Origin of the sequence: Promicromonospora iranensis, assembly GCF_028994805.1 — a bacterium.
GTDB classification, from domain to species: Bacteria; Actinomycetota; Actinomycetes; order Actinomycetales; family Cellulomonadaceae; genus Promicromonospora; species Promicromonospora iranensis.
This window is the reverse complement of sequence record NZ_JAJQQP010000017.1, coordinates 55,750-70,753: the sequence shown is the minus strand read 5'-3', so window position 1 is coordinate 70,753 and position 15,004 is coordinate 55,750. Positions and strand designations below refer to the sequence as shown.

The 15,004-nt window shown below is 73.3% G+C and carries 13 protein-coding genes, 1 pseudogene and 1 riboswitch; of the genes and pseudogenes, 8 read left to right on the top strand and 6 right to left on the bottom strand.

The window, feature by feature from the left end; translation table 11 throughout:
- The first annotated feature begins 1 nt into the window (after window position 1).
- Window positions 2-106, top strand: a riboswitch (TPP riboswitch).
- The 4 genes from thiO to LUM46_RS24295 all read left to right on the top strand — a co-directional run bounded on the left by thiO (window position 97) and on the right by LUM46_RS24295 (window position 3,558).
- Complete coding sequence (gene thiO / locus LUM46_RS24310) at window positions 97-1,299, top strand: glycine oxidase ThiO (protein ID WP_274997659.1); 1,203 nt, start codon at window positions 97-99, stop codon at window positions 1,297-1,299. (Overlaps the previous riboswitch by 10 nt.)
- Complete coding sequence (gene thiS / locus LUM46_RS24305) at window positions 1,296-1,544, top strand: sulfur carrier protein ThiS (RefSeq protein ID WP_274997658.1); 249 nt, start codon at window positions 1,296-1,298, stop codon at window positions 1,542-1,544. The genes thiO and thiS overlap by 4 nt, the downstream gene beginning before the upstream one ends.
- A gap of 2 nt (window positions 1,545-1,546) precedes the next feature.
- On the top strand, window positions 1,547-2,380 hold the full coding sequence (locus LUM46_RS24300; RefSeq protein WP_274997657.1) for a thiazole synthase: 834 nt from the start codon (window positions 1,547-1,549) through the stop codon (window positions 2,378-2,380).
- Entirely contained in the window at window positions 2,377-3,558 is a 1,182-nt protein-coding gene (locus LUM46_RS24295; protein WP_274997656.1) for a ThiF family adenylyltransferase, read from the top strand. The genes LUM46_RS24300 and LUM46_RS24295 overlap by 4 nt, the downstream gene beginning before the upstream one ends.
- A gap of 46 nt (window positions 3,559-3,604) precedes the next feature.
- Here LUM46_RS24295 and LUM46_RS24290 read toward each other — a convergent pair whose 3' ends face one another.
- The gene (locus LUM46_RS24290; RefSeq protein WP_274997655.1) at window positions 3,605-5,497 is read right to left on the bottom strand and encodes an RICIN domain-containing protein; all 1,893 of its coding nucleotides are present in this window, start codon (window positions 5,495-5,497) and stop codon (window positions 3,605-3,607) included.
- 130 nt (window positions 5,498-5,627) lie between these two features.
- On the opposite strand from LUM46_RS24290, the gene LUM46_RS24285 reads away from it, so the two are divergent.
- A complete protein-coding gene (locus LUM46_RS24285) occupies window positions 5,628-6,248 on the top strand; it encodes a TetR/AcrR family transcriptional regulator (RefSeq protein WP_274997654.1) in 621 nt (206 codons plus the stop codon).
- A 22-nt stretch (window positions 6,249-6,270) separates the two neighbouring features.
- Here the strand turns inward: LUM46_RS24285 and LUM46_RS24280 are convergent, their stop codons facing one another.
- The gene (locus tag LUM46_RS24280; protein ID WP_274997653.1) at window positions 6,271-6,963 is read right to left on the bottom strand and encodes an SDR family NAD(P)-dependent oxidoreductase; all 693 of its coding nucleotides are present in this window, start codon (window positions 6,961-6,963) and stop codon (window positions 6,271-6,273) included.
- 101 nt (window positions 6,964-7,064) lie between these two features.
- Between LUM46_RS24280 and LUM46_RS24275 the strand changes: the two genes are divergently transcribed.
- Window positions 7,065-7,925 carry a helix-turn-helix transcriptional regulator gene (locus LUM46_RS24275; protein ID WP_274997652.1) on the top strand — a complete coding sequence of 287 codons (861 nt, stop codon included), beginning with the start codon at window positions 7,065-7,067 and terminating at the stop codon, window positions 7,923-7,925.
- Between the two features lie 228 nt (window positions 7,926-8,153).
- On the opposite strand, the pseudogene LUM46_RS26755 reads toward LUM46_RS24275, so the two are convergent.
- Window positions 8,154-8,894, bottom strand: a pseudogene (locus LUM46_RS26755) (LacI family DNA-binding transcriptional regulator); the annotation flags it as partial.
- Between the two features lie 168 nt (window positions 8,895-9,062).
- Here LUM46_RS26755 and LUM46_RS24265 point away from each other — a divergent pair.
- Entirely contained in the window at window positions 9,063-9,257 is a 195-nt protein-coding gene (locus LUM46_RS24265) for a CsbD family protein (protein ID WP_274997650.1), read from the top strand.
- A gap of 162 nt (window positions 9,258-9,419) precedes the next feature.
- Window positions 9,420-10,298 carry an HAD family hydrolase gene (locus tag LUM46_RS24260; protein WP_274997649.1) on the top strand — a complete coding sequence of 293 codons (879 nt, stop codon included), beginning with the start codon at window positions 9,420-9,422 and terminating at the stop codon, window positions 10,296-10,298.
- A 31-nt stretch (window positions 10,299-10,329) separates the two neighbouring features.
- Here the strand turns inward: LUM46_RS24260 and LUM46_RS24255 are convergent, their stop codons facing one another.
- From LUM46_RS24255 to LUM46_RS24245, 3 genes are all read right to left on the bottom strand, one after another.
- On the bottom strand, window positions 10,330-11,082 hold the full coding sequence (locus LUM46_RS24255; RefSeq protein WP_274997648.1) for a lytic transglycosylase domain-containing protein: 753 nt from the start codon (window positions 11,080-11,082) through the stop codon (window positions 10,330-10,332).
- A gap of 266 nt (window positions 11,083-11,348) precedes the next feature.
- Complete coding sequence (locus LUM46_RS24250) at window positions 11,349-13,688, bottom strand: hypothetical protein (RefSeq protein WP_274997647.1); 2,340 nt, start codon at window positions 13,686-13,688, stop codon at window positions 11,349-11,351.
- A gap of 166 nt (window positions 13,689-13,854) precedes the next feature.
- Window positions 13,855-14,838: an ArsR/SmtB family transcription factor gene (locus LUM46_RS24245; RefSeq protein WP_274997646.1), complete on the bottom strand. Its 984-nt coding sequence runs from the start codon at window positions 14,836-14,838 to the stop codon at window positions 13,855-13,857.
- Between the last annotated feature and the right edge of the window lie 166 nt (window positions 14,839-15,004).

The following is a 15,004-nucleotide window of genomic DNA, read 5'->3' as shown; positions in this document are numbered from 1 at the left end:
TTGTGGCGTGCACGGGAGCCCCGGACGGGGCTGAGAGGGCGCGGGGCGCCGACCGTCGAACCTGATCTGGGTCATGCCAGCGAAGGGAGCCAAGCAGTGAGCAGTCGTGTGTGCGACGTCCTCGTCGTCGGCGGGGGCATCGTCGGCCTGACCGCGGCCTGGCGTGCGCAGGAGGCCGGGGCGAGTGTCGTCGTGCTGGACCCGTCGCCCGGTGACGGCGCCACCCATGCTGCCGCGGGCATGCTCGGAGCCGTCATGGAGACGGGCTTCGGCGAGGAAGGGCAGGCGCGGCTCGGTGCCGCGTCGCTCGCCCTCTGGCCGGCGTTCGCCGCGGCCCTCGAACGGGCGGCGGGCCTGCCGCCGGGCGCCGTCGGCCTGGAGACGGCGGGCACGCTCGCGCTCGCCTACGACCGCGACGACCTGGTCGCGCTGCGCCGGCTGCTCACCCTGCACAGCGGGTGGGGCCTCGGCTCGGCGGAGATCTCGCCGCAGGAGGCGCGACGGCGTGAGCCCGGCGTCGGGCCGCGGGTCGCGGGTGCGGCCTGGGTACCGGGCGACCACCGGGTGGACCCGCGTGCGGTGCAGGTGGCCCTGTCCCGCGTCGTCGCGGCGCGCGGGACCCTCGTTCCGCACGCGGCGGTCTCGCTGACCTGGTCGGACGGCGCGGTCGTCGGCGCGCTCGACGAGACGGGCACGGCGTACGCGGCAGGGACCGTGGTGCTCGCCGCCGGGCACGCCAGCGGCTCCCTGTTCGCCGGCGCCCCCACCCGGCCCGTGCCCGGCACGACGCTGCGCCTGGACGCCGGGGTCGACCAGGCGCCGTCGGTCGTGGTGCGCGGCACCGTGCAGGGCCGACCGGTCTACGCCGTGCCCCGCCCGGTACGGCCCGACGGGCGGCGGGAGGTGATCGTGGGCGCGACGTCGGACGAGCGCGAGGACGACCACCTGACCCGTGCCGGTGACGTCTTCGGGCTCCTGCGCGACGTCCGGGCCCTGCTGCCCGAGCTCGACGACGCGGTCCTGCTGGAGGCCGTCACCCGCGCCCGCCCCGGCAGCCCCGACAACACGCCGCTCCTGGGCTGGGCGGCCGACGGACTGTTCCTGGCCACCGGGCACCACCGCAACGGGATCCTGCTCACACCGCTGACGGCGGCCGTGGTCGACCAGGCACTGGGCGTCGCCCCGGGCGTCACCCTGGGCGACGCAGCGGCGGTGGCGGCCGTCGAGGCGACCACTCGGTTCGCGGACCCGCGCAGGTTCGCCGACGCAGACAGCACCATCGAAGGAGGCACAGCATGACCCGAGCACGATCCACCGAAGCGCCAGGCACCGCCGTCGTCAACGGCGAGCCGTACCCGCTCGACGAACCCCTGCCCGTCACCGACCTGGTGGCCCGGCTGCTGCCCGGCCTCGTCGTCGACGGCGCACCGCGGGGCGTCGCGATCGCGGTCGACGACGCCGTCGTGCCGCGCGGGGCCTGGAGCACCACCACCATCAAGCCCGGCGACCGCGTCGAGGTCGTCGCCGCTGTACAGGGAGGCTGACCATGCTGACGACGGAGGACACACCGCTCACCATCGCGGGCACACCGCTGGGGTCGCGCCTGATCATGGGCACCGGGGGAGCGGCGAGCCTGCTCGCCCTGGAGGACGCGCTCGTGGCGTCGGGCACGGAGCTGACGACCGTCGCGATGCGGCGCGTGTCCCGGCCCCGGCAGGCGGACGACCCCGCCCGCGCCGGCGACCCGTCCGTCTGGGGGCTGCTTGAACGCCTGGGCATCCGCGCCCTGCCCAACACGGCGGGCTGCTTCTCCGTGCGCGAGGCGGTGCTCACCGCGCAGCTCGCCCGGGAGGCGTGCCGCACCGACTGGGTCAAGCTCGAGGTCATCGCCGACGACGTGACCCTGCTGCCCGACGCCATCGGCCTGGTCGAGGCGGCCAAGATCCTGGTCGACGACGGCTTCACCGTGCTGCCGTACACCAACGACGACCCGGTCGTCGCGCGCCGCCTTCAGGACGTGGGCTGCGCGGTCGTCATGCCGCTGGGCTCGCCCATCGGTTCCGGGCTCGGCATCGCCAACCCGCGCAACATCGAGGCGATCGCCGCCGCGGCCTCGGTCCCGGTGATCCTGGACGCGGGCATCGGCACGGCGTCGGACGCGGCGCTCGCGATGGAGCTCGGGTGCGACGGCGTCCTGCTCGCCACGGCCGTGACCCGCGCCGCCGACCCGGTGCGCATGGCCCGCGCGATGCGGCTCGCGGTCGAGGCGGGCTACGACGCCGCCCGCGCCGGCCGGCCGCCGCGGCGGGAGCGGGCGCTGGCGTCGTCCCCGGTCGACGGGCTGGTCGCCGTCGGCGACAACCTGGACCTCGCGCTGTGACCGCGCTGCCGCCGCTGGTCGAGCCCGGCCGCGAGCTGGGCCGCGACGAGCTCGCCCGGTACGCCCGGCACCTGGTGCTGCCCGGGATCGGCCCCGAGGGGCAGCGCCGGCTCGCGAGCGCGCGCGTGCTGGTGGTGGGAGCGGGCGGCCTCGGCAGCCCCGCCCTGCTCTACCTCGCCGCGGCGGGCGTCGGCGTGCTGGGCATCGTGGACGACGACGTGGTCGAGGTCTCGAACCTGCAGCGCCAGGTGGTCCACGGCGTCTCCGACCTGGGGCTGCCCAAGACGGCGTCGGCGCGGGCGGCGCTCGCGGAGGTCAACCCGCACGTCCAGGTGGTCGAGCACCGGGAGCGGCTGACCACGGCGAACGCGCTGGACGTGCTGTCCGGGTACGACCTGGTCCTCGACGGGACGGACGCGTTCGCCACCCGCTACCTCGTGTCGGACGCCGCCGAGGTGCTGGGCATCCCGTGCGTCTGGGGCGCGATCTACCAGTTCACGGGGCAGGTCGCCACGTTCTGGGGCGCGCCGCCCGAGGGCTTCGAGGGCGTGACCTACCGGGACGTGTTCCCGGACCCGCCGCCGCCCGGCGCATCGCCGGACTGCGCGACCGGCGGCGTGCTCGGCGCGATGTGCGGCACGCTGGGCTCGGTCATGGCGACCGAGGCGATCAAGCTCGTCACCGGGACGGGCGAGACCCTGCTCGGGCGGCTCGCGACCTACGACGCGCTGGCCCTCACGTGGCGCCATCTCGCCGTCCGCCGTGACCCGGCCCGGGAACCCGTCTCGGCGCTGCTGTCCGGCCCGGACGACGCCGACCCGTACGCGGTGTTCTGCGGGCTGCCGCCGTCGGACGGCGCACTGACCTCCGTGGGCGAGCTGGCGGCGCTGCGCGGTGCCGGACCCGAACCGGCGGTGCTGGACGTCCGCGAGCCGTGGGAGATCGAGCTCACCGCGCTGCCGGGAGCGCGGGCGGTCCCGTCCGGTCTCTTCACCGGGGATGCGGTGGCCGGAGCGGTGGACGACGTCGTCGCCTGGGCGGCGGGCCGTCCGGTGCACGTGCTGTGCAAGTCCGGCGCCCGGTCGGCCCGCGTGGCCCACCGGCTGCGCGACGCGGGGCTCGACGCCCGGTCCGTCGAGGGCGGCATGGTCGCCTGGGAGCGCGCACAGGCGGGGTGACCTGTCGTGCGGGAGCCCCGTGCCGCGTGGCTCCCGCACGACCGGCTCAGCCCACCTGCCCGAGCCGGAAGACCTGGGTGGCCGCGCCGGTGCAGGGCTGCTGGGTGAACCGGGTCCCGTCGGTCCCGGTCGCCGTGCCCAGCGTGAGGCACAGGCCGCTGTGCCGGGCGGTGAAGCTGAGGCCGGCGCCGGTCGCCATCGGCCGCCACTGCTGGTTGGTGCCCCCGACGTACGACCAGAGATGCACCGAGGTCCCGTCGGCGACGGCGCCCGGGCCGCCGGCCACGTCCCAGACCTTGCCGGCGTGCTGGCTCAGCACCTGGTAGTAGCCGCCCGAGGTGGGTGTGAAGCGCCAGCGCTGGTTGGCCTGGCCGGCATCGCCACAGGCCCACTGCTGCAGCCCGGTCCCGTCGGCGGTGCCCCAGCCGGCCGCGTCGAGGCACTTGCCGCTCACGGACGACGCCACCTGGTACCAGCCGGCCGGGTCCGGATCGGCCGGGGCGGTGCTCGACTGCGGGTCCCACGTGTAGGTGGCGACCGCCCGGCCGGGCAGGGTGTGGGTCAGCGATCGGCCCTCGTCGGTGATCGAGAAGGTGCGGCTGCCGGAGGAGGCGTTCACGACGTAGGCGACGCGGGTCCCGTCCGGGTTCTGGAAGACGACGTTCTGGAGCCCGCCGGGCTGCTCGCTGGTCGAGCCGATGCGGCGGGCGCCGGCGTCGACGAACTTGCTGAGGTGGCCGAGCGTGTAGAACTCGGCGTTGCGGGTGACCGTGCCTCCGGCGATCTCGACGACACCGTTGCAGCGTGTGTCGCAGTGCCCCTGGTGCGGTCCGCCGTCCTGGTCGAGCGCGAGGTTCCAGTTGATGACCGTCTCGCCGCCGTTGCGCATGTTCCGTACCACGAGGTTCTCCGCGTGCCAGACGAGCGTGTCGCCGAAGGTTCCTGCGGCGTTCTCGCTGTCGGTGCCGGAGCACTCGGTGAAGTAGACCCGCTTGCCGGTCGCCACGATCTGCGCCTGGGCCTCGGGGGAGCCGCCGTAGCAGTGGAAGGCGGCACCGGCCACGCGGGAGATGCCCTGAGTGCCGGCGAAGACCTCCAGCGGGTAGTCGGGACGGTCCCAGTTGTGGTCGTAGGCGAAGAGCTGGGTGCCCAGTCCGGCACGGGTCAGCGCCCCGTCGAGGACCCGGAAGAACTCCGCCTGCTCGGCCGCGGACATGCTCATGGAGGGGTAGCTCGTGGCGAAGAGCGGTTCGTTCTGGACGGTGAGGTCGCTGAGCGGCACGCCCTGCTGCGCGTAGGCCTGGATCGCCCGGACCAGGTAGTCGGCGTACTCGTCGTAGTTCTCGGCACGCAGGCTGCCACCGTTCAGGGAACCGCCGGTCTTCATCCAGGCCGGGGCGGTCCACGGGCTGCCCATGAACCGGATGCCCGGGTTGATCGCGAGCGCCTGGCGCAGCACGGGCAGGATCTGCTGCTGGTCGCGGGCGATGCTGAACTGCCCGGGCGTGTCCTCGTAGGTGTAGAAGCTGCCGGAGTTGAAGTCGGTGCTGCCGAGCGGCTGGCGCAGGTAGTTCAGGCCGATGCCGTCGCCCGTGCGGGAGAACAGCGACCGCAGCAGGCTGTCGCGGGTGCCGGCGGGCAGGGCGCTGATCAGCGCCGCGGAGGCCTCGGTGACGGAGGCGCCGGCGCCGGTGAAGCGCTGGGCGACCTGGTCCGGGTGCACGCGGAGGTCGACGGCCTGCGGGCCGGTGTCGAAGCTGAGGTTGCCGCCGTCGGCGAGCTTGCGGGTGCCGTCGGCGGTCGTGACCCAGACGTGCGCGGTGGTCGGCGCGGCGGCGGCGGGGGCTGCGGCCGGGCCGATGCCGGCGGCGCCGACGGCCAGGACGCTCAGCGTGGCGAGCGTCATCCGGATGGTCCCTGTGCGGGTGGTGCGCGTCATTGCGACTCCCTCGGTGGGTGGCTGGTGCGCCGATCGTACCGCTACCTACCGAGTGTTCGGTAGGTAGCAGGATCCTGTACCCGAGAGGGTGGCGGGGAGCAGGGCGGACCGGGTCCGTAGACTCGCTCGGATGACACGAGAAGGCGGGAGAACCAGGGTGCGGCGGCCTCCCGTGGAGCGCCGGGCGGAGATCCTGCGCATCGCCATGGAGACGTTCGCCGAGCGCGGCTACCAGAGCGCCTCGCTGGCCGAGATCGCCGACCGGGTGGGGCTGACCCAGGCCGGGGTGCTGCACTACTTCTCGTCCAAGGCGAGCCTGCTCACCGGGGTGCTCGACCTGCGCGACTCCACGGACATCGAGGAGCTCGGCAACGAACGTCCCCGCGGCCTGGCGTTCCTGCGCCACCTCGTCGAGACCGTGCGGCGCAACACGGAGCGCGAGGGCATCGTGCGGCTCTACACCGTGCTCGCGGCGGAGAGCGTGACGGCCCAGCACCCCGCGCAGGACTGGTTCCGCGGCCGCTACCAGGGGTTGCACGCCCTGCTGGTCGAGGCTCTCGACGAGGCGCAGCAGCGGGGGGAGGTGGCCGCCGATGTCGATACCGGGACGACCGCCCGGGTGATCGTCGCGACCATGGACGGCCTGCAGCTCCAGTGGCTGCTGGAGCCCGGCTCCGTCGACATGGCCGGCGCCACCGAGGTGGCGATCTCCCGGCTGATCGGCCGCGACCTGCCGGCGGGGGAGCGCTGACCGGCGCTCCCCCGCCAGGACGTCAGAAGGGCGCGACGCCGAAGCGGTCGATGTACGTGCCCGTCGGACCCTTGCCGTCGCGGGTGGCCAGCTCGACGATCGCGTCGGTGCCCTCCTGGACCGTCTGGTGGCCGCCGTGGCCGTTGAAGTCGGTGGCGGTGTAGCCGGGGTCGGCGGCGTTGACCCGCATCTCGGGGAAGGCCCTGGCGTACTGCACGGTGAGCATCGTGACCGCTGACTTCGAGGACGTGTAGAGCGGGGCGAGGACCTCGAACTCGACGCGCTCGGGATCGTGCACGGCACTGAAGGACCCCAGGCCGCTGGTCACGTTGACGATGGTGGGAGCGGTCGACCGGCGCAGGATGGGGGCGAAGGCCCGGATCATGCGGATGATGCCGAAGACGTTGGTGTCGTAGACGCTCAGGGCGTCCTCTGCGGTGAGCTCGGCGGCCGGCCTGGTCGGGCCCAGCACGCCCGCATTGTTGATCAGGACGTCGATGCCGCCGGCCGCCGCGATCGTCTCGGCCGCACGGGCGACCGACGCGTCGCTCGTCACGTCGAGCTGTACGAACCGCCCGCCGAGCGCGTCCGCGGCCCGCTGACCGCGTTCGGGGTCGCGGGCGCTCATCCAGACCGTGTGCCCGGCCTCGATGAGGCGGCGGGCGGTCTCGTGTCCGAGGCTCTTGTTGGCACCGGTGATCAGTGTTGTCGTCATGCCCCGACTCTGCGGCGTCGCCGTGGGGAGGACCAGGCCCGCCTGGACGTACGGACCAGCAGTACCACCCAGGATCGTGCTGCCGCTGCGACACTGGCGTGATGCACGGTTCGCAGACTGACCTCGGGACGCTCCTGCACGCCTGGCGTGACCGCCTCTCGCCCGTCGACGTCGGGTTCCCCCTCGACCCGTCGCGCCGGACGTCGGGGTTGCGGCGCGAGGAGCTGGCCTCGCTGGCCGGGCTGAGCGTCGACTACGTCGTCCGCCTGGAGCAGGGGCGTGCCACACGGCCGTCCAGCCAGGTCGCGGCGGCGCTCGCCCGCGCGCTCCAGCTCACCGACGCGGAGCGTGACCACCTGTTCGTGGTCGCGGGGCTGCTGCCGCCGTCGCCCCGCGAGGTGCCCGCGCACATCCCGCCCGGGGTCCAGCGCCTGATCGCCCGGCTCGGGGAGGTCCCGCTGGCGGTCTTCACCGCGTCGTGGGACCTCGTGACGTGGAGCCCGCTGTGGGCGGCGCTGCAGGGTGAGCCGGGCCCGAAGGGTCGCGGCCGGAACCTGATCCGGGCGCTCTTCTCCGGGGACACGCTGGACGAGGGCGAACAGCCGATCGTCGTCCGGTCGGGCAGCCGCACCGGGTTCGAGGCGTCCCTCGTGGCGGACCTGCGCCGGGTGCACGGCCGGTACCCCGCCGACGACCGCGTGCGCGCCCTGGTCACGGACCTGCTGGAGTCGAGCGAGCGGTTCCGGGAGCTGTGGGAGAGCGGCGTCGTGGGCGAGCACCAGTCCGAGCGGAAGGTCGTGCGGACCGATCTCGCCGGCGACATCGAGCTCGACTGCGACGTGCTCAGCGTCGCCGGTTCCGACCTGCGCATCGTCGTGTACACGGCGGCGACCGGGTCCGAGGCGGCCGAGAAGCTCGACTTCCTGCGGGTTGCCGCGGGCGCCGCCGTCGGCGCTTCCTAAGCCGTCCCGCCGGACAGCAGCGGGGTGTAGCGCACCTCGCTGACGTCGACGATGCCGTCGAGCGCCCGGAGCCCCACGACGCGGCCGGTGAAGCCACCGGCCACCTCCGTCGAGAGATACCGGCCGTCGAAGCGGGTCAGCTCGTGCTCGCTCCCATCGACGACGGCCCGCCGCGAGCGCCGACTGGTCCGTGTCGCACACGATGGCGTCGGGCAGCTCGGGAAGCGCGAGGATCTCCGCGACGGCGCGGAGCGTGGAGGCGTCGTCGCCCGCGTGGGCGGGTACGACGTCCGGCACGGTGATGCCGGCGGCGGACAGCGCCCGTTCGAAGCCGCGGCGTCGAGCCTTGAACTCCTGGGTGCCGAGCTCGCCCACGTAGGCGAACCGCTGGTGGCGGTGCTGCTCGACGAGATGACGAGCGAGGTCGACCATGCCGCTCTCGTTGTCGACGAGGACGGTGCGGGCGGCGTCACGCTCGAGGCCGCCGAGCTCGACGACCGGGATGCGTGCGGTGACCTGACGGCGTGCGCCGTCCGTCAGGGCCCCGGCGAACGCGATGAGCCCGTCCACCCGGCCGGCCACCTCGATGACGTGCGGCAGGTGGTCGGACGCCCGGTTCCCGCCGAGCATGAGCGCGTAGCCGCGGCGTCGGCACTCGATCTGGACGCCCCGCTGGACCTCGTCGGCGTAGAGCGGGAAGAGGCGTCCGTCCGGGGCCGCGGTCTGGGTGTCCGTCGCGGGCTTGTCGTGGTCGGGGTCGAGCAGGTAGTCGTAGGAGTAGATGCCGATCGCGCCGGTCCTGCCACGGGCCAGGCCGCGCGCGCTCGCGCTGGGCACGTAGCCGAGCTGGTCGGCCGCGGCCATGACGTTCCGGAGCGTCTCCGCCTTGACCTTGTCGGGTCGCGTGAAGGCGAACGAGACGGTCGCGATGGAGACTCCGGCGAGCTCTGCGACGTCGTAGACCGTCACCTTGCGCACGATGCTCCTCCTCGGGATAGGACCCGCATCCGGGTAGGGCGATCGTGCCACGAAGCGGGCGGCCCCGGAGGCGAGTGGGTCTGGCCCGCGTCAGCCTGAGGGTGTGCACGTTGAACCGGTTCCCGGGACCTCGGGGGCCGAGGAGAGAAGGGAAAGCTGATGAGCTCAGGGGACAAGGCGCAGAACGCAGCGGAGCGAGGTGTCGGCAAGGCGAAGGAGTCTCTGGGGAAGGCCACCGACGACGAGGATCTCGCCGCCGAGGGCAAGACCGACCAGAGCAAGGCTGATGTCAAGGACGCGGGGGAGAACGTCAAGGACGCGGCGGACGACGTCAAGGACGCCTTCAAGAGGTAGAACCACCCTCCCGCGCGCGGCCTGCGGAACCGGCACCCGAGCCGGTTCCGCAGGCCGCTCGCTGGTCCTGCTCTGCGCCGCCTGACCCGCGGCGCGGACCGGCACGGGAACATCGGTGCCGGAAGTGCTGTGACATCCCGGCGTGCCGCGCGTCTGAGCTGCATGACGCAGACGACAGGTACCGTGACGCCGTCCACCACCGACACGCAGCGGGCCCCGGTGCCCTTTCCCGGAGGGGGTGCCGGCGTCGGCGCCCTGGTAGCGCTCGACATCGACGGCACGCTGTCCGCCGGCGGCACGACCGTCCCCGCCGTGACCGTCGAAGCGGTCCAGGACGTGCGGCGGGCGGGGCACCATGTGGTGCTCGCCTCGGGCCGGTCCCTGGTGGGCGTGCTGCCCGTCGCCCGGCGGCTCGGCATCGACCAGGGCTGGGTCGTCGCGTCCAACGGCGCGGTGGTCGCGCGCGTCGGCGACACCCTGCCCGGCGGCTACCGGCTCGAGAAGATGTACGCCTTCGACGTCGAGCCGGTGATCCGCCTCGCCCGCGCTGCCCTTCCCGCCGTCCAGGTCGGTGTCGAGGAGGTCGGCTGGGGCTACCGGGTCGACCGCCTCTTCGACCGGAGGCTCGTGAACGGGGAGCAGCGCAGGGTCCCCGACACGGAGCTGTGGAACGTGCCCGCCCCGCGGGTCATCCTCCGGGCCGAGGGCATCATCGACCTGATGGTGCCGCTGCGTGCGCTCGGGGTCACCCCGACCCCGGCCGGGCCGGACTGGGTCGACGTGACCCCGAGCGGCGTGAGCAAGGCGACGGGGCTCGAGCGGATCCGGGAGCGGATCGGCGTGGACCCCCGGCGGACGCTGGCCGTGGGGGACGGGGTCAACGACCTGGAGATGATCGCCTGGGCGGCACGCGGCGTCGCGATGGGTCACGCCCCGGCCGCCGTCGTCGACGCCGCGGACGAGGTCACCGGGACGCTCGAGGAGCACGGCGTCGTCACGGTCCTGCGCACGCTGACGGCGCAGGACCGCTCACCTCGCTGACCCGCTGACCCAGCCGGCCCGCGCGCGGGTGTCAGGAGGGCTGGGGCTGCTCCCCGTACGACCCGGCGAGATCGGCCACGTCGTGGGCGTACGACACCGACTGGTTGTAGGCCGACAGCGCGGCCGTCCAGCCGTCGTCGGTGGTGACGTCACCACCGCTCTCGCACAGGTAGTGGCCGGCGGACAGGGCCGCGTCGTCGATCTGGTGCGGGTCGGCCTCGCCGTCGAGGTTGCCGTCCTCGGCGTAGTCCGCCCAGGTGGTCGGGATGAACTGCATCGGTCCGACGGCGCGGTCCCATTCCTGGTCCTCGTCGAGCTCACCGCCGTCGGTGTCGGCGATGGCCTTGACCCCCTCGCTGCCGTCCAGGGGGATGCCGATGATCGACGGGCTGACCAAGCCCTCGGCGTCGGCTCGTGCCCCGAGGTAGGTGCCGTGGATCGACTCGACCGCGCCGATGCCCGCCAGCGTGTTCCACCCGATGCCGCACTCCGGCTGGGTCTGGGCCAGCCGGAGTGCGGCGCCGGCATAGGCCGCCAGAGCTCGGCGCGGGATCTCCGTACGCTCCGCGGTGTCGCGCAGCCAGCCGGTGTGGGCCAGCCTCGCGAGCGGAACCTCGGCGGTGGGTTCCCGCCCGGCAGGCGCAGCCTGGGGGAGCTGCTGCTGCGGGGCCGGCGGGTACTCGAGCTCCTGCAGCCACTCGCCCTCGCTCGGGCCCTCGCTCGAGCCGCAGCCGGTCAGCAGCAGTACGGCCGCGAGGGCGGCGGTCCAGGTTCTAGCTCTCACGTTCGTGCTCTCACAGTGATGCGTCTCCGAGGTCTGGGGAACCAGCGAGCAGACGTGGTGCGCCCCTGCTGGTGCTCGCCGCGCTGCCCTCGAAGGTTAAGGCAAGCCGGGGAGTGATCCGACATACCGCGACAAGACCTCCTACACATCTACCCGGCCCGGCGACGTGCACGACGCCGCGGTCGGCGCGGCGTCCTCGTCGAAGGTACTGCTGAGCCTCGACGAGGACGCCGTTCCCGGGTGCCCGGCCACCGGGCCGGCTCCCGCTACCGCCGTCGTGCCCGGAGGCGGGCGCGCAGCACGATCAGGCCCGCTCCGGTCACCAGCAGCGCGAGCGCCGTCCAGATCGGCCAGCCACCCGAGAACCCGGTGGCGGCCAGCTCCCCGTCGTCCGGACGGCCGGCGGCGTCCGGGGTGGGCTCGCTCGGGTCGGGACCGTCGTCACCCGGACTGTCGCCCGGGTCGTCGCCCGGCGGGCCGGTACCGGGTCCGTCGTCACCCGGGCGGTCACCGCCCGGCCCGTCGCCGGTCGGGCTCGGCGAGGGGGTCGGCTCGGGATCCGGCTCGATGTCCGACAGCGTGCCGCCGCCGAGCCAGGCCGTCCCGACGTCCGCCCCCGGGTCGACGTCGCGGTCCGCCACCGCCTCGAACTTGGCGCTCCTGACGGTCGTGGGCAGCGTCGGGTGCTCCCGCTCGAACTGTGCGGCGGGCATCGGGTCGCGCGGGGCGTCCGGGAACTCGATGCCCCCGGTGACGTCCAGGTAGTACTCCATGTCGCCGTGCTCGTACTCGTAACGGAACTGCACGGTCTCCCGGGCCTCGAGGAACGCGTCGTACACGCTCTGCGGTTCCCAGCCCTCCCGCACCGGCCACTGCGACACGTCGCCACTGTCGATGATGTCGTGGAACGCACCCGGCCGGACGGCGTCGCGCTGGCGCAGCCACTCCGCGGCGATCCGCGCGGTGTAGACACGGCGCAGGTCCGCGTACTCGGGAGCGGTGTTCACTGCTTCCTCGATCAGCGGGACCATGCTCTCGATGAGCCGCTGGAGGTTCCGGTCCGCGATCTTCTCGGACACGACTTCCTCGCAGGTCGGCCCTGCCCCTGGTGCGGAGACGTCGAACGGCTCCATCTGGACCCGCAGCGGCGCGTCCAGGATGTACAGCTGGTCGCCGTCCTCACGGGCCGTCGCCGGCAGCGGCTCGACCCACATGCGCCACGAGCCCCAGCAGAGCTCGCCGTTCGGGCCGGGCTCGAGCGACTCGAAGAACGCGCGCCCGGACCCGGTCCCCGGGTCCATGGTGTCGTAGAGGGTGCTCTTCAGCTCGAAGTCCGACTCGAGCAGGACCCGGCCCGCCTCGGTCGTGGCGAACTGCTCGTCGATGATCGTGTCGGGCTGGTCGGGGTTGAGGTTCACCCAGAACTGGTCTCGCTCGAGGGCGAGCCAGGTGAACAGGGCGTCCGACGACAGGTCGAGCACCGCCTCGCCGCCCCACGACGGGTCCGCACCCTCCGGCACCTCGGCCGCGGAGAAGGCGTAGTCGAACTCCTGCGCGCCCGGGTCGTCCGAGACGTACCGCAGCTCCAGGGACGTCCAGTCGATGCCGCCCAGGGGGAAGGGCGGCCGGAACTGGCGCGGCGCGGAGCTCATCAGCTGGTTGCTGGTGGTGCGCAGGCTCGCGGCGTTGCTCGCGCTGGTGCCCGACGCGCGCGCCGCGTTGTGCACGGTGCCGCCGCTCGGCCGCCAGGGACACCTCGCCCGGCTCCGGCAGTCCGGGTTGAACGAGTCGCCGCGGGGCGGAGGCGGGTTGGTCTGCACCCCGGTCGCCCGCTGCACCGAGTAGCTGGCTCCGGAGGCCCGCACCTGCTGCGCCGTGGCGGCGCTCGGCGTGCTGCTGAACACGTGGTGCGCCTTGTAGCCGACAGAGGTCAGGTCCTTGTACGACTTGAGCTGCGCCGTCGAGATCGTGCTCCCGGGAGAGACGTTGACGAACTGTCGCGTCCGGTTGTTGACCGCACTCGTCGTACGGCCGTCCTGCAGGCTGAGGTCCCGGCACAGCCAGTCGGCGGTGTCCATCGGGAACAGGGACGAGAGCGCCGCCCGCTCGTAGGCGAGGCCTCGGTTCTGGTCACGGTTGACGTCCCCGTACGTGTCCTTCCAGTCCTCCCACGACAGCTGGGTGTCAGGATGCCCGGCACGATGGGTCTTGTAGCTCCACTCGAGGCGCTTCGTGCTGTCCATCGGCTCGGCGGCCCACTCGTCGGGGACCCGGTCCAGGTACTCCCTGGTCGGTTCCACGTAGGAGTCGAGTATCGCGTCCAGCTCGGTGTCGAAGGTGTAGCTCTCACCCTCGGCCTCGACGGGCTCGGCACCGTCCTCCGGGAACTCCTCGTAGATGTACTCCTCGGACTGGTTGACGAGCTCCGAGCAGAACTCCGTGTGCGAGTGCGCCTGCGCCTCCGGCGCGTCGAGCACCGGCACGAGCGTGGCGCCGGTGACGGCCGCGGCCACACCGAGCGCGACCACGCGGAGCACGGGTCTTCCAGGACGTTCCCACCAGCGGCGCCGCGCGGGCGCGGGCTCTCGGGTCAGGGGCAGGTTCATGACAGGCTGCGTCTCCGTGGGTCGGATATCTGGGTGAAATCGGGCAGACGCAACGTAGAAAATGTGTGCGGGCGCGGCAACGAAATGCGCCCTGCCGCAAAGCCTTGCGCGGTAGGGCGGCGCGGTAGGGCGGCGCGACAGGGCTGCGCGGTAGGGCTGCCGACGGTCAGCGGCCGTGGACCAGGTCGTGGCCCATGGCGGTGCGCATGTGCAGCACGCTGGTGCCGCTGCGCCAGGTGGTGATCAGCCCGGCCCGCCGGAGCACGGCGGTGTGCCGGCTGACGCTGGAGGGTGAGGCGGAGGTCCGTGCCGCCAGGGCGGTGGTCGACAGCTCCGTGTCCAGCACCCGGAGCACCGACGCCCTCGTCGGGCCCAGGAGCTCGCCGAGGGCGTCGGCCTGCTGCTGGTCCGTGGCGCAGCTGTCGGGCCGCCAGAACGGTTCGCGGCTGACCGGGTAGACCAGCACGGGCTGCAGCTGCGGGTCGGCCAGCGTGATCGGGTGGTTGATGCCGAAGAAGGTGGGGACGAGAGACAGCCCACGGCCCTCCAGGTGGAGGTCCCGCGTCACGGGGTAGTCGATCTCCAGGACGGGCGCCCGCCAGCGGGTCCTCGGGCCGAGCCGGCTCAGCACCGCGTCGACACCGTGCGCAAGGGTCCGGTGCGCCAGACCGGCCACCCAGCGACCGGTGATCTCCGCCGCCTGGTCGACGTGCGGGGTCAGCACCGTCCGGTGGTAGCGCCGCATCGCGACGCCGAGGCGGTGCAGCGCGGCGGGCCGGCCCGCCGCCACGTCGTCGAGCCACTGTCCGGCTCCTCTGCCGCCGTCGAGCCGGGCGACCTCCGCCCGGAGACGTCGCTTGTCCGTGGACAGCACGGTCTCCACACCGGCCTCGAGCTCCGTCGGCAGGGCGGCGGGCGTCAGGAAGTCGGGGAAGTAGCCGCGTGCCGGCGTCAACGTCGCGAGCAGCTCTGCGTCACGCACCGTCCTGGCCTGGGCGAGCCTGCGCCGGGCGAGCCTGCTCCAGGAGGCGAAGTACGAGTCGGGCCGGGCCACCTGGTGGACGCTGAGGACCAGCTCCCACATCGGGTCGAGCCGGGTCCCGACCCGGGTGCGCACCAGGTCGGCGGCGGAGAAGTGGATGCGAAGCACAGGTCCCCCCAAGGACTGTTCCGGCTCTCACGGAGGCGCGCTCCCGCGCGACTGTAGAGAGGCGAGACCTCGGTCGGTAGTACATCGCTGCAGACCTAGCGCGGCGGTGCCGACGGCGGTGCCGAGGTTCATGCCCGCTGCTTGGGGGTCGACGCGGTGAGGTCGG

Bases quoted from the DNA above. Each gene is read 5' to 3' on its own strand.
- thiS (WP_274997658.1), top strand. From the start codon at position 1,296: ATGACCCGAGCACGATCCACCGAAGCGCCAGGCACCGCCGTCGTCAAC.
- LUM46_RS24300 (WP_274997657.1), top strand. From the start codon at position 1,547: ATGCTGACGACGGAGGACACACCGCTCACCATCGCGGGCACACCGCTG.
- LUM46_RS24290 (WP_274997655.1), bottom strand. From the start codon at position 5,497: ATGACGCGCACCACCCGCACAGGGACCATCCGGATGACGCTCGCCACG.
- LUM46_RS24285 (WP_274997654.1), top strand. From the start codon at position 5,628: ATGACACGAGAAGGCGGGAGAACCAGGGTGCGGCGGCCTCCCGTGGAG.
- LUM46_RS24280 (WP_274997653.1), bottom strand. From the start codon at position 6,963: ATGACGACAACACTGATCACCGGTGCCAACAAGAGCCTCGGACACGAG.
- LUM46_RS24275 (WP_274997652.1), top strand. From the start codon at position 7,065: ATGCACGGTTCGCAGACTGACCTCGGGACGCTCCTGCACGCCTGGCGT.
- LUM46_RS24265 (WP_274997650.1), top strand. From the start codon at position 9,063: ATGAGCTCAGGGGACAAGGCGCAGAACGCAGCGGAGCGAGGTGTCGGC.
- LUM46_RS24260 (WP_274997649.1), top strand. From the start codon at position 9,420: ATGACGCAGACGACAGGTACCGTGACGCCGTCCACCACCGACACGCAG.
- LUM46_RS24250 (WP_274997647.1), bottom strand. From the start codon at position 13,688: ATGAACCTGCCCCTGACCCGAGAGCCCGCGCCCGCGCGGCGCCGCTGG.